This window comes from Campylobacter sp. MIT 99-7217 (assembly GCF_006864365.1).
Lineage (GTDB): Bacteria > Campylobacterota > Campylobacteria > Campylobacterales > Campylobacteraceae > Campylobacter_D.
This window is the reverse complement of the sequence record NZ_QHLJ01000003.1, coordinates 204,479-216,656: the sequence shown is the minus strand read 5'-3', so window position 1 is coordinate 216,656 and position 12,178 is coordinate 204,479. Positions and strand designations below refer to the sequence as shown.

Genomic DNA, 12,178 nt, shown 5'->3' with positions numbered 1-12,178 from the left:
AAAAAATGAGTCAAAAGAAAAGTATCACAGAAATCATTTTGCATAAGGACGAGCCTTTAGCAAGGGTTTTAAAAAGAATAGAGGGCAATCAAAAGGAAATAGAAGAGTTTTTGTTGAATGTTGATAAAGTAGCTGTTGATATAGACGCTTATGATATAAGTGTGCTTACAGATATTAACAAGGGACATTGGGATATTTATAGAGCTAGTGCGCCTACTGAAAATAGCATAGAGATAAATTTAAACTCTGAGTTACAAGCAAGAAGTCCTGTGCTTGATGTGCAAAAAGATAGAGTCGTTGCCATAGACTTTGGCACAAAAAGCACGGTAGCTGGATACTTAGATGAGCGTTCTAGAAAAAGGCTTATTCGTATAGGGACAGGCGATATTAAAAATGATCACGAGCAAAACGACTATGAAAATCCAACCGTTGTAGAATTTGCAGATATAAAAAGCTTTTTTAAGGCCTATGATAGTGTAAAATCAAGACCCCTTACTTCTTGGAATGATCTAAGGGTTTCTCACGCAGCAGCAAATAATCTTTTTGAAGCTAAAGATGAGGATTTTTACCGCTTTTTTGCTGATTTAAAACAATGGGCTAATGCCTTTGATTTAAAAATTCGTATAAAGGATACTAAGGCGGTTTATGATTTAAAGGATTTTGCAGATTGTAAGGACGAAGACATTAATCCTATAGAACTTTATGCATATTTTCTAGCAAGATATATTAACAATATGAGAAATGGTATATACTTAGAATACCTCCTTTCTTTTCCTGTCAAATACCCTAAAAAAGTAAGGGATAAAATCCGTGAAAGCTTTGAAAGAGGGATAAGAAAGGCTTTGCCTTATGCTGTGCTTTGTGATGAAGACTATGCAAAACAATTTAAGGTAGAACAAACTTTAAGCGAGCCAGCAGCCTATGCTATCAGTGCTTTGAAAGAATACGGCTTTGAAGATGAAAAATACGCAGAAAAAAATATTTATTATGGTATTTTTGATTTTGGTGGAGGCACAACTGATTTTGACTTTGGGATTTGGAGGAAAAGCTCAAGCAAGAATTATGATTTTGAGATAGAGCATTTTGGCTCTGGCGGGGATGTAAATCTTGGCGGAGAAAAACTGCTTGAGCTTTTAGCCTATGAGGTCTTTAAACACAATAAAAATTTAATGAGAGAAAAAGACTGCTCCTTTACAAAACCCAAAGGCAAAGATGGCTTTGGAGCGGACGAAAACTTGATCGCAACTTCTCAAGAAGCCAGAAAAAACACAGCTAAGCTTAAAGAGGCATTAAGGATCTTTTGGGAAAATGCAGAACTTTTTATGAACGAAGAAGAAAATAATGCCTCAGTTGAAGAGAAAATTCAGGCTTTGAAAAGAGGAGAAATCACTCTTAATTTGGTTAATAATACAAAACAAAGCTTAAGCGTAAATTTGGAAGTAGATACGAAAGAGCTTTTAAGTATTTTAGCTAAAGAGATTAAAAGAGGCGTGGATAGTTTTTATCATTGCTTTTTAAGCACTATTGATAAAATGAAAGGAATCGATAGGCTTCATATCTTTTTAGGGGGCAATTCTTCTCGTTCTGTTTTAGTGAAATTAGCTTTTGAAGAACTTATTTCTAGGCTTAAGCAAGAAAATTCAAATTTAAACATAGAGCTTTACCCTCCACTTGGAAGCAAAGAAGCTGATGAAAAGAAAAAAGAGCTTGGTTTAGAAGCAAGCGAAAATGATGATTTTTCTACTAAGATCACTTGCAAAACAGGGGTTGTTTTTGGACTATTAGATGGAAGAAAGGGTTCTAGGATCAGAGTGATTTCAGAAATTTCACATGATGATGAGGCTAAGTTTAACTTCTATCTTGGTTGCATTCGCAGAGGTAAATTTGAGGTCTTGCTTGATAAAAACGAGCTAGATATAGAAGATGGTGTTTTTCATCAACTTTCAGAACTAAAAGAAGATGAACCGCCAATGGATCGCTTTGAGTTAGCCTATACTTCAAATGATAGGGCTGTGTCTAGCGAGGGTCTTTTAGCAACTGATGTCACGCGTTTGACCTTTAACTTTCCTGAGATCAAAGAGGGTAAGCTTTGCGTGCAAATCACAGGCACAAATAGCTTAAAGTTTCTTATCATGGTAAATAATAATGATGAGATAATTCATGAAGAAGAAATAAAACTCACAGAATAAAAGGAGAAAAAATGGGATTTTGGAGTTCAGTTGGCGGTTTTTTAGGTTCAGTTTGTAGTGGTATAGGTGAAGTTTGTAGCAAAATAGGCGGAGCTTTAGCAACGGGTATAGGTGCTTTGGCTGGGGCATTAGCACCTATTCTTTCTACCGTAGCACCTATTATAAGTGCGATAGCTAGTCTCATAGGTGTGTTTAAAAACGAACACACTCCAGAAGATTATGGCGAGGCGATGCAAAAGGCTGAGAAAAAGCCTGATGATTTTGATAGCATTAATGAATACATTGCGTATTTAGATGAAGAAATTAGCAGTGGTCGCATACAGCTTGATGAAAAGGAAAAGAAAACGGATATACAAAAAAACATTGACACAGCCATAGGCTCAGCCCTTGGTATGAAAGGCATAAGTGAAAAATACAACCTTGAAGACAGCGTAAGTTTTTGGGCTACTATGGGTCAGAAATTTAAAGATGAAAAGATCGATGAAAAAGAACTTGTCTCAACCTTAGAAACCATGAGTGAAAAAGACATTAGTGCTGATGATGTGAGTGCGTATTTGGAGGATAAAACCTTAGAAACAAATAGCAAAAGCGAGGTATCTGAAGCTTTAAAACAAGGTTTAGAAAAGGCAAATCCTGAGCTTAGCAAAGATGAGCTTACGACTAAATTTAACGAACTTCTTAAGTCTTAAGGAGGCTAGATATGGGTACTTGGGATAAAATGGTTGAGGATATAGCTAGCTCTTTAGGAAGTGAAAAAAAGTCAGTAGAAACGCTAGTGAAAGAAGTGCTAGAAAGTTTAGAAAATAAAACCACGCTAAAAAGACAAGCACCCATAAAAAAGGCTTCTATGCCCAAAAAAGAATTCATCTTGCCTGAATTTGATATAAACAAATACAAATTAGAGGATAATTTTTTAGATGGTCTTAAAAAGGATAAATGATGAGAAAAATTTGTAATTTATTTTTACTTAAAGAAGGGCAAATAGCCGTTTTTAAGCTTCACAATAATGAACTTACAAATTTAACAAAAGAAGGCGAGGTATTTTTTACGCTAGAACAAGATTTTTGGCAGTGGTGGCAGGATAAAACAAGCTTTGAAAAAGATGAAAATGAGCTTGATCTAGCCTTTGTTTGGGACGAGGAAAATCCTTTGTTTTTTGAGAGTGAGTTTTTTAAGCCTTGCTTAGAAAATAGTCTTTGGCAAAGATCTTGGCTGGAGGATATTTTAAAAAAAATTGCTAAGGATATGGGTATAAAAAGTTATGATGGCGACTTAGTGGGTAAGGGTGAAATATATCTTAACTCTAACATAAAACTTGATAAAAATATAAAAGCAAAAAAGGACATAAAACAAGATAGTGAAGAAAATTTAGAAGAAGAAACTGAAATGTATAGGTTTTTTAAACAAGAACAACAAAAAATGAAACAAAGGATAAAAAAATGAATGAGTTTAAAGAATTTAAAGAAAATTTAAAAAATCCAAATATTTATTATCTTAACAAAAAAGAACGCATCACTACCCAAGATACGCAAAGCCTAGATCTTAGCGATGTGGTGCTTTATAGGGTGCATAGCATAAGCTTTGTTAAGGACGCTCCTCGCCGTGAAGCCTTAGAAAATGTCTTAAGTGCCTTGAGGATAGAGGGGATTAATTTTATTTATCTTATCTTAGGCGATGAAAATGAGGTGGAGTTTTATTATGGAATTTCAAGGGATTATTCAAAAAATCCCCCAAAGCTTGATGTCGATGAGATAGGTAAGTTTATACTAGAGCCAAGTATAAAGGGCAATTTTAGAGGAAGCAATATCGAAGCAGTAAGCAAGGAAGAAAAACGCCTTATCTTAGAAAAGATCCAAAATAACAGCTTTCAAAGCATTATAGAGGGTGTGCCGGGTGTCTTGGAAAAAGAGAGTGAATTTCAAGGTATGGATAGGTTTGCTGATGTTATGGGTGTGGGAAGTGAGTTTGGCTTTATGATCATAGCTTCCTTGCTTAGTGATAATGATCTTTTGAGTATAGAAAAAAATATTTTTGAGCTTTATTCAGGGCTTTTGCCTCTAGCAAAGCATAGTTTTCAAAGCTCTTTGGGTGAAAATGAAAGTAAAACTCAGGGAAGCTCTAAAACCTCCACTAAAAGCACAAATGACGGAGAAAGTAGAAGTGAAATCACCACTAAAGGCGAGAGTAAAAGCTGGAGCAAAAATGAAAGCGAAACTGAAGGAACAAATGAAAGCAAAACAAAGCAAACAACTCGTGGAAAGAGTGAAAGTGAAGGCTCGTCTTATTCTACAAGCGAATCAGGAAGCGAAAGCAAAGCTACGGGATCAAGTGACAGCAAAACTACGGGATCAAGTGAAAGTGTCACACACAATCAAAGCAAACAGCAAAGCCTGAGTAAAAATACAGGAACAAGTGAGAGTTTAGCCATAGCTGAAACTAGCTCCACCCAAACAGGCACAACTAAGAGTGATTCTATCACTAAAGAAAATCTTGATAAACAAATCCAAGATTGGCTTAAATATATAGACGATGTTTTACTTCCAAGGATAGACTATGGTAAGGGCAAGGGTATGTTTTTAAGCTCTATGTTTTGTTTTTCTAACTCAAAGGCTGTCTTGATGAAGCTTGAAAACACCATTATATCTTTATTTAGCGGAGAAAGTGGCAATAAACTTCCTTTAAGAGCTTTTTTGCTTGATGATGGCAAAAGGCTAAAGGCTTTTAGAAATTTACAATTACCTAAAATCTCGCTTCAAAATGCAGACAAAAAGCTTGCTTCCTTGCTTTCTCAAAGCCCTGTAAATTTAGGCAATGTCATCAGCTCAAAAGAGCTAAGTTTAATAGCCGGTCTTCCTAAAAAAGATGTCGTAGGCTTAGAGCTTAAAGAAGAGGTAGAATTTGGGCTCAATTTCAAAGAAGCTAGTGATCCTTTAGTGCTTGGAAAGCTCATTCAAAGTGGCAATGTTACAAACAAAAGTGTAAGCATAGATAGTAAAAATCTTGATAAGCATATTTTTATCACAGGGGTTACAGGCAGTGGTAAAACAACTACTTGTCAAAACATACTCATTAACTCAAATAAGCCTTTTTTAGTCATAGAACCAGCCAAAACGGAGTATAGAATTTTAAAAAACAAATACGAAGATTTGCTCATCTTTACCTTAGGCAAGGATACCTTAGCGCCTTTTAGACTAAATCCATTTGAGTTTTTCCCTCATGAAAGCATAAGCTCTAGGGTGGATATGATAAAAGCTAGCATAGAAGCTGCCTTTGACATGGAAGCTGCTATACCTCAAATCATAGAAAGTGCCATTTATGAATGCTACAAAGATAAGGGCTGGAACATAGCTACAAATGAAAATGAAATTTATGGCAAAGATGCCTTTAATGAGGGCGTGTATTCTTTTCCTACCTTGGAGGACTTGCATTTTAAAGTTCAAAGCGTGGTTAAAGAACAAGGCTTTGATGAAAGGCTTAAAAATGATTATATAGGCTCGATTAAGGCTAGGTTAAATGGGCTTTTAGTGGGTGCAAAGGGCTTTATGCTTAATACCAAAAGATCGGTTGATTTTAGAAAGCTCCTTGATAGACGCATAGTCTTAGAAATGGAAGAGATAAGAAATGGTAGCGAAAAGTCCTTGATCATGGGCTTTATACTAGGAAATGCTCTTGAGGCTATCAAGGCAAATTTCTTGCAAAGTGAGAAAAAACACGGGGTTAAACATATCATCTTGATAGAAGAAGCACACCGCCTTTTGAGTAAATTTCAACCCGGAGATAGTCCAAACAAAAAGCAAGGCGTGGAAGTTTTTGCTGATATGCTGGCTGAAATTCGAAAATATGGCGAATGCTTGATGATAGCTGATCAAATTCCAAGCAAACTTACCCCTGAAGTGCTTAAAAATACAAACACAAAGATCGTGCATAGGATCTTTGCTGCTGATGATCAAGAAGCTCTAAGAAATACTATGGCTTTAGAAAGAGAACAAGCTGAGTTTTTAAGCAAGCTTGAAGTTGGTGCTGGAGTGGTTTTTTCAGGTGGCTTTAATAAGGCTGTGATGACAAAGATGAAACAAGAGCTAAATACAAGCTCTGATGAAGAGCTAATCAGCGAGGAGCTTATACAAAAAAGTGCTTATGAGTTTTATTTGAGCGAATATAAAAGCGGGGTTTTAATGGGATCACACTTGCTTGAAAGTCCAAATTTAAAAGATATAGAAAATCTTTTTGCCCTACAAAGAAGGGGTTTAATGAAAGCACTTAAGGAAAATTATACAAAAACGCAAAAAGTTGCTCCAAAATTACTTCAAAGCTTGAAAGAATTTGAAGCTAAATTTGATAAGAACTTTTTGGCTAAGTATTTGATCTTAGAAAATAAGCTTGATTCGGACGCAAAGAAAGAAGAAGATAAGAATAAAATTGCTAAAATTGCTTTCGAGTTTATCGATAAATACCTGAATGAAAAGCTTGATATAGATGATGTGCAATATTTTAAAGATAATTTATTTTAAGGAACTAAGATGATAAAGCCTCGACCTTTTTTAAAAAAATGTCTTAATTGCAAAAAGCTTTTTCTTTGTAGTCCTAAAAGTGATGTTTTAAATCCTGCTGATTTTATTTGTCCTAGTTGCAGGGGAGAAAAGGGGCTTTTAGAAAAGGGCTTTGAGCTTTTGACAAATGTTTTGGGCAAAAATAAATAAAATGCTTTCAAAGATGAAGATATTTTCAATTCTTTCTTTGGCTTGTGATTTAAAGTCGCCGATTTTCAAACGCTTAAGCTCTCCTCTTCAAAGCAAAAGAATTATTGGTTTTATGCTTGATATAAGGGGCATTTTTGAGCAAGAAGGAGTGGCTTTTGAGGATAGGCTTTGTAAAGGACTTGATCTTGTGGTGCAGTTTAAAAAGGATTATCCTGATGATTTTGATGAGCTTTTTATTATCATAAAAGAAATCTTAGACGAATGGGGTAAAAACGGCGATATCAAGAAAAATTTAAAAGAACTTTTAAAATGAAAAGCAAAGAAGATCTTTTAATCCTCTATAATCCCTACTATGAAAAAGATGTGATCAAAGCTCATCTTGAAGTGCTAAAAGACAAGAAAAAAGTCGCCTTTGGCAAGGTCAAATCAAAACTTAAAGATCAAAACTCCCCCTTTGAAAAGGATCTACAAAGGCTTTATCAAGGCGTAAATGAGCAAAACTACTTACAGCTTTTTCTTAGTGATTATGCAAATTTATTTGTGGCTAAGGTTATAAGGGTGCAAAAAGAGCCTGCTGATGAGCTTTTGCCAAGTTATTATGAGCAAAAAAAGCTTGAGGTGGAGGATTTTTTCATCATCGAGGACTTAAGAGAACTTGTAAGGGAAAATTTTAGCCTGCTTAGAGATGAGTTTTTGAGCAATTTTCTAACCCCAAATGATCACACCTACGCCATTTATGGCAACAATTATACTTATCCTCTTATCGTGAGGCAAAAAAATTATAAGGCTTATTTTCAAAGCGATGAAGTGCATTTTTTAAATATCTATAAAAGCGAGGATTATCTTAGGATAGGACAAATTTTTGTTGATTATGTTTTTGGAAGCTTTTATTATAAATTGCACCATGATAGCATTTCAAATTTGATCTCAGCCCAGCTTGAGTTAGAACAAAATGAAGCTAATAAGCTTTATGATTATACTAGCGTTGTGGTGAAGTACTCAAAGGCTTTGGAGTATGAAATTTATGATTTTTCAAGGGCTATTTTTGCAAGACTTTGCAAGGCTAATAAAGAGCTTTTAAATATCTCTTATAGCGTGCAAGAAAGAAGCTTTATCTTAGAAAATTTTTTCACTCAAAAGCCAAATTTAGGCACAGTTAAATTTTTATTTTTAAAAAAAGAACTTTTTGATCCCCTAGAAAAGCCTTTAAAAAATTTTGTCATAAAATTAAAAGATGATATCAGTTTTTTACAAAATATACGCAATGCTAGCGTGCATAAGGACTTTGCAAGCTTGGAACAAGCTAGGGCTTTAAGGGCTAAAATTTTAGGACTTTATGAGCCAAGCTTACTTAAAAAACTTATTTTTTATAAGGAAAAATATGGACAAGGATTATGATAAACTCAGCACAAGAATAATTCAAATTTTGCTTAAATTTAACAACGGCGAAAGCTTTAGTGTAAGCGAACTAGCCGAGGAATTTAGCGTGAGTGAGCGAAGCATACAAAGGGATTTGCAAAAATTAGCCTCCTTGCCCATAAAAAAAGAAAAAGGCAAATACTCCTTAGAATCTTGGGCTTTGGGAAAATTTCAGTTAAAACACTTGCAAGAATTTGCCCTTTTAAGCGGGATCAAAACCCTTTATCCAAGGCTTGATGGAAATTTTATCGCTGATATTTTAAATAAAAATCTCAATGATAAAAACAATAATAAATTTTTTCTCATTAAAAATTCCGGCTTTGATAAGGTGGATTATGATAAATTTGAGCTTTTAAGCAAGGCTATCATAAAATATAAACAAATCAGCCTTACTTACAAGCAAAAAGATCGTATCCTAAAGCCTTATAAGCTTTTAAACAAGGACGGCATTTGGTATTTGCTTGCTGATGAAGCTGGCAAACTTAAGCATTTTACCCTAAATAAAATAGAAAATTTAAAAGAAAAAGAAGAAAGCTTTAAGATTGATGATGAACTTTACAAGGACATAGTTCAAAGCAAACAAGCTTGGCTAGGTGATTCAAAAGAATGCCTTTTAAGAGTGGATAAAAAGGCTTGGGAGTATTTTTCACGCAAAAGCTTTCTTAGTCATTTTGAGCTTAGCGATGAGGACGAACAATTTTTTTTCATCAAAACCAGCTTTGCTTATGAAGATGAAATTCTAAATATCGTAAAGCTTTTTATCCCTTATATTTTCATCATTTCGCCCACAAGCTTAAAAGAAAAATTAAATGAAAGCTTGAGGGCTTATTTAAATTTATCCTAAAACGCCATTATCAAAGCTCCAGCACCTATCAAAATCGTAGCAATGGCTGTTTTTAAAGTAAAGCTTTCGCCCAAAAAAAGCACAGCAAAAATGATCGCTAAAACCACGCTTAGTTTATCAATAGCTGCGACCTTTGCCACCTCGCCAAGCTGCAAAGCCTTATAATAACAAAGCCAAGAAGCCCCGGTAGCAAGCCCTGAGAGTATCAAAAAGACCCAGCTTTTAGCACTTATCTTTGCGACACCACTTCCAGCACCCACCAAAAAGACCATACCCCAAGCCAAAAGCAAGACAACGCCCGTGCGAATGGCTGTTGCTAGATGAGAATTTACGCCCTCAATGCCAATTTTTGCCAAGATCGCAGTAAGTGCCGCAAAGATAGCTGAACCCAAAGCATAAATAAGCCACATTTGTTTTCCTTCTTATGTGAATTTAAGCTTTTATTTTAAGGCTTTTTTGCTTAAGGGCGTTTTAGATTTTATAGAAAATAGAAAAAAATTGAGTTTAAATTTCAAAAAGTATTGTCATTTTTGCTATATTTTTAAATTTACTCATTTTATCTAAGCCTTATTTAGCATAAAACTAGGATTTGGAAATTTAAAATTTATGATTTTAAAAGATTTTTGAGCTTATATTTTTAAAAAAACTCATCATCTAAAAACTCATCATCTTTAAAACTCCAAGTTTCAAGCACAAATTCTACAATATGCAAATGTCTTTTAACGATAGCATCTGTGTCCCATTTAAGTTTCCCCTCTTCATCTTCGTTTGCAAATTCTTGGATTTCTTTTTGTTGTTCTAAAAGATCGTAGCTTTCAAGCTTTTTACTAAAGGGTTTATTGCCAATAGAGCTATTATTATGCGTTTTTGAAATAAGCAAGAGATTGCCTATAATATCCCTAAATTTTTCATCATACCACCAATATCCACTTGCTAGCTTTTCTTCGTTTTTAATTTTCGGTGCTATGCGTTCTATGTCAGGATCTTTTATATCCTTTAAGCTAAATTTATATCCACTAGTTTTTGCCTTACGCAACTTATTTTCATAACGCTCGAAAATGTATTTTACCATGTCCTTATCATCGAATATATTATATATATCATTTAAAGCTATCTCTACTACATGTTTTCCCCAATTCCAATCATGTTCATTACAAATATTTCTCAACCCATCTTCTAAGCTTTTTATATCTTTAAAATTTTTAAGCACATGATCGAGCTTATCATTATTTATTAAATCAGTTCCTGTTTTTACGAGCTTGTGTCTAAAAGCTATTATTTCTAGTAAATGAAAAGCATTTTCTAAATCCTTGCTTTCTTTGCCAAATAAATCATAAGCTTTTAGCACAAAAGGATATAAAGTTGCCAAATCCAAATAACGCAAATTTACAGCATTTTCACACTTCAAATTCTCAAAATCCTTAAAAATCACAAAGGCATTTTTAAGCTTTCTTACATAAGCTTCTATATATTTGATTTTTTCGCTATTTTCCCCTATCTTTTTTATTTCCTCTTTATAATCCCCCTCTTTATAATAATATCCATACAAGCTAATATTAAAATACTCGAGTATAAAATCTTCATTTGTCTTTATATCGTTCATAAGCCTATAAATTTCCTCAAAAACGCTTGTGATTTCTTTTATCTTAAGCTCTGCTTCTTCGTTTTGAGTGTAAGTATAAAGTTGATAGCAAAGATAAGATTTTAACTTTTCTATATCGCTAAGTGCTTTTCCGCGGTTATTTTGAAGCTCAAACATAAGCACAGAATCCTTTTTATTTTCAAAATGCATGCTTGTAATTTCAGCCTCGCACATTGTTTTTAAAAGTCTTTCAAGTTCTTTAGCATCTTCTTTTTCAAGCTCTTTTGTAAAATACTCTCTTGCATCTTTAATGCGTTTTTGAGAAGGACTACAAGGCTCATGCTTTTTTTCATCCAAGATAATAAAATCCTTAAAATAATCCCTATCATAAGCCACGCTTTCAAGCTTTGCCTTGTTTTTATGTATCAAAAAATCATCTTTTATATCTTCTATTTTTTCATTACTAAAACTTGCTTCATTTTTGTTTTTTAAAAGAACATAAATGACCCTAGCAAAGATGATTATAGTAGTGATTCTTTGTTGTCCATCGATAAGTTCATTGTTTTTTTCAAGTAAAACATTGCCAAAAAAATAATTATTTTCACCCTTGCTAGCTTCCTTTAGATCTTCTAAAAACTGCTCTAATTGCTTTTGTTCCCAAGAATAAGCCCTTTGATACGCAGGGATAAAATACTGCTTTTTGCCAGCAAAAAATTCTTTTATGCTTTGTTTGGTTGGTGTCATTAAAATTCCTTAAATTTAAGTTGCTTCGTATTATATTAAAAAAACGCAAAAACTTGCTTAAAATTTATTTTTAAAACTTTTTGAAGCTTTTAAACTCAAGATGAGCATGGAGTTTTTGCTCATCTTCTTTGCTTAAAATGCTTTGTTTCGCTTTGATTTTGGCTAAATTTAAGGCTCTTAAATTTCTAATTTTTCTTTCAAAAAGTTCAAATGAAAGTTCTATATGAGCTAGGAAATTTGCGTTAGGGCATTCTTGTTTCATGATATTTAGGGCATTACCTACCCCAAAACCAGCGTTTGTGAAAATGGGCATGATATTTTTGCCCTTAAAATCAAAGCTGTTTAAAAAGCTTCTTATGGGGCTTGCTAGCGACATTGCCCAAATTGGCGAGATGATGATAAGATTTTTAAAGCCCTCAAGCCTTAAACTTATGGGCTTTAGAGCTGGTTTAAAACCGCTTTGTTTTTCAAAAAGCACTCTTTTAACCATTTCATCATAATCTTGCGGATAAGGGCTTTGAGTCTTTATTTTAAGCATATCAAAGCCCGTTTTTAAGGATATAAAATCAGCCACAAAGTATGAATTTAAGCTCCTAGTATAAAAAACGATCAAGCTTTTAGCTCTAAGATCCTCGCCAAAGCTTGAAACGCTCGCAAGGCTTAAAAGGCTAAATTTTAAGAAATCTCGCCTTTTCATGGC

12 protein-coding genes are annotated in these 12,178 nt (G+C 34.0%); 9 read left to right on the top strand and 3 right to left on the bottom strand.

Features of this window, described 5'->3' with window-relative positions; translation table 11 throughout:
• Positions 1 to 5 precede the first annotated feature (5 nt).
• Genes DMB92_RS04060 through DMB92_RS04020 form a run of 9 tightly spaced genes read left to right on the top strand, consistent with a single transcriptional unit; the run spans position 6 to position 9,152 of the window.
• The gene (locus DMB92_RS04060) at positions 6 to 2,189 is read left to right on the top strand and encodes a hypothetical protein (protein ID WP_142681777.1); all 2,184 of its coding nucleotides are present in this window, start codon (positions 6 to 8) and stop codon (positions 2,187 to 2,189) included.
• A gap of 11 nt (positions 2,190 to 2,200) precedes the next feature.
• On the top strand, positions 2,201 to 2,878 hold the full coding sequence (locus tag DMB92_RS04055; RefSeq protein WP_142681776.1) for a hypothetical protein: 678 nt from the start codon (positions 2,201 to 2,203) through the stop codon (positions 2,876 to 2,878).
• Between the two features lie 11 nt (positions 2,879 to 2,889).
• Positions 2,890 to 3,129: a hypothetical protein gene (locus DMB92_RS04050; RefSeq protein ID WP_142681775.1), complete on the top strand. Its 240-nt coding sequence runs from the start codon at positions 2,890 to 2,892 to the stop codon at positions 3,127 to 3,129.
• The gene (locus tag DMB92_RS04045) at positions 3,129 to 3,632 is read left to right on the top strand and encodes a hypothetical protein (protein ID WP_142681774.1); all 504 of its coding nucleotides are present in this window, start codon (positions 3,129 to 3,131) and stop codon (positions 3,630 to 3,632) included. Before DMB92_RS04050 ends, DMB92_RS04045 begins: the two co-directional genes overlap by 1 nt.
• Entirely contained in the window at positions 3,629 to 6,700 is a 3,072-nt protein-coding gene (locus DMB92_RS04040; RefSeq protein WP_142681773.1) for an ATP-binding protein, read from the top strand. Before DMB92_RS04045 ends, DMB92_RS04040 begins: the two co-directional genes overlap by 4 nt.
• 9 nt (positions 6,701 to 6,709) lie before the next feature.
• Entirely contained in the window at positions 6,710 to 6,889 is a 180-nt protein-coding gene (locus tag DMB92_RS04035) for a hypothetical protein (RefSeq protein WP_142681772.1), read from the top strand.
• Between the two features lie 13 nt (positions 6,890 to 6,902).
• Positions 6,903 to 7,202 carry a hypothetical protein gene (locus DMB92_RS04030; RefSeq protein WP_409513385.1) on the top strand — a complete coding sequence of 100 codons (300 nt, stop codon included), beginning with the start codon at positions 6,903 to 6,905 and terminating at the stop codon, positions 7,200 to 7,202.
• Positions 7,199 to 8,287 (top strand): HP0729 family protein, encoded by a 1,089-nt coding sequence (locus DMB92_RS04025; RefSeq protein ID WP_142681770.1) that lies wholly within the window; start codon positions 7,199 to 7,201, stop codon positions 8,285 to 8,287. The genes DMB92_RS04030 and DMB92_RS04025 overlap by 4 nt, the downstream gene beginning before the upstream one ends.
• Positions 8,271 to 9,152 carry a helix-turn-helix transcriptional regulator gene (locus tag DMB92_RS04020; RefSeq protein WP_142681769.1) on the top strand — a complete coding sequence of 294 codons (882 nt, stop codon included), beginning with the start codon at positions 8,271 to 8,273 and terminating at the stop codon, positions 9,150 to 9,152. Before DMB92_RS04025 ends, DMB92_RS04020 begins: the two co-directional genes overlap by 17 nt.
• Here the strand turns inward: DMB92_RS04020 and DMB92_RS04015 are convergent.
• From DMB92_RS04015 to DMB92_RS04005, 3 genes are all read right to left on the bottom strand, one after another.
• Positions 9,149 to 9,562, bottom strand: a complete 414-nt coding sequence (locus DMB92_RS04015; RefSeq protein ID WP_142681768.1) for an EamA family transporter — start codon at positions 9,560 to 9,562, stop codon at positions 9,149 to 9,151. The two genes, DMB92_RS04020 and DMB92_RS04015, sit on opposite strands and share 4 nt — an antisense overlap.
• A 227-nt stretch (positions 9,563 to 9,789) precedes the next feature.
• Positions 9,790 to 11,478, bottom strand: coding sequence for a DUF262 domain-containing protein (locus DMB92_RS04010; RefSeq protein WP_142681767.1), 1,689 nt, complete (start codon positions 11,476 to 11,478; stop codon positions 9,790 to 9,792).
• A gap of 70 nt (positions 11,479 to 11,548) precedes the next feature.
• Entirely contained in the window at positions 11,549 to 12,175 is a 627-nt protein-coding gene (locus tag DMB92_RS04005; RefSeq protein WP_142681766.1) for a flavodoxin, read from the bottom strand.
• Between the last annotated feature and the right edge of the window lie 3 nt (positions 12,176 to 12,178).

Coding starts and splice junctions, on each gene's coding strand:
- DMB92_RS04050 (WP_142681775.1), top strand. CDS start 2,890: ATGGGTACTTGGGATAAAATGGTTGAGGATATAGCTAGCTCTTTAGGA.
- DMB92_RS04040 (WP_142681773.1), top strand. CDS start 3,629: ATGAATGAGTTTAAAGAATTTAAAGAAAATTTAAAAAATCCAAATATT.
- DMB92_RS04005 (WP_142681766.1), bottom strand. CDS start 12,175: ATGAAAAGGCGAGATTTCTTAAAATTTAGCCTTTTAAGCCTTGCGAGC.
- DMB92_RS04035 (WP_142681772.1), top strand. CDS start 6,710: ATGATAAAGCCTCGACCTTTTTTAAAAAAATGTCTTAATTGCAAAAAG.
- DMB92_RS04025 (WP_142681770.1), top strand. CDS start 7,199: ATGAAAAGCAAAGAAGATCTTTTAATCCTCTATAATCCCTACTATGAA.
- DMB92_RS04030 (WP_409513385.1), top strand. CDS start 6,903: ATGAAGATATTTTCAATTCTTTCTTTGGCTTGTGATTTAAAGTCGCCG.
- DMB92_RS04015 (WP_142681768.1), bottom strand. CDS start 9,562: ATGTGGCTTATTTATGCTTTGGGTTCAGCTATCTTTGCGGCACTTACT.
- DMB92_RS04045 (WP_142681774.1), top strand. CDS start 3,129: ATGAGAAAAATTTGTAATTTATTTTTACTTAAAGAAGGGCAAATAGCC.
- DMB92_RS04055 (WP_142681776.1), top strand. CDS start 2,201: ATGGGATTTTGGAGTTCAGTTGGCGGTTTTTTAGGTTCAGTTTGTAGT.
- DMB92_RS04010 (WP_142681767.1), bottom strand. CDS start 11,478: ATGACACCAACCAAACAAAGCATAAAAGAATTTTTTGCTGGCAAAAAG.
- DMB92_RS04060 (WP_142681777.1), top strand. CDS start 6: ATGAGTCAAAAGAAAAGTATCACAGAAATCATTTTGCATAAGGACGAG.
- DMB92_RS04020 (WP_142681769.1), top strand. CDS start 8,271: ATGGACAAGGATTATGATAAACTCAGCACAAGAATAATTCAAATTTTG.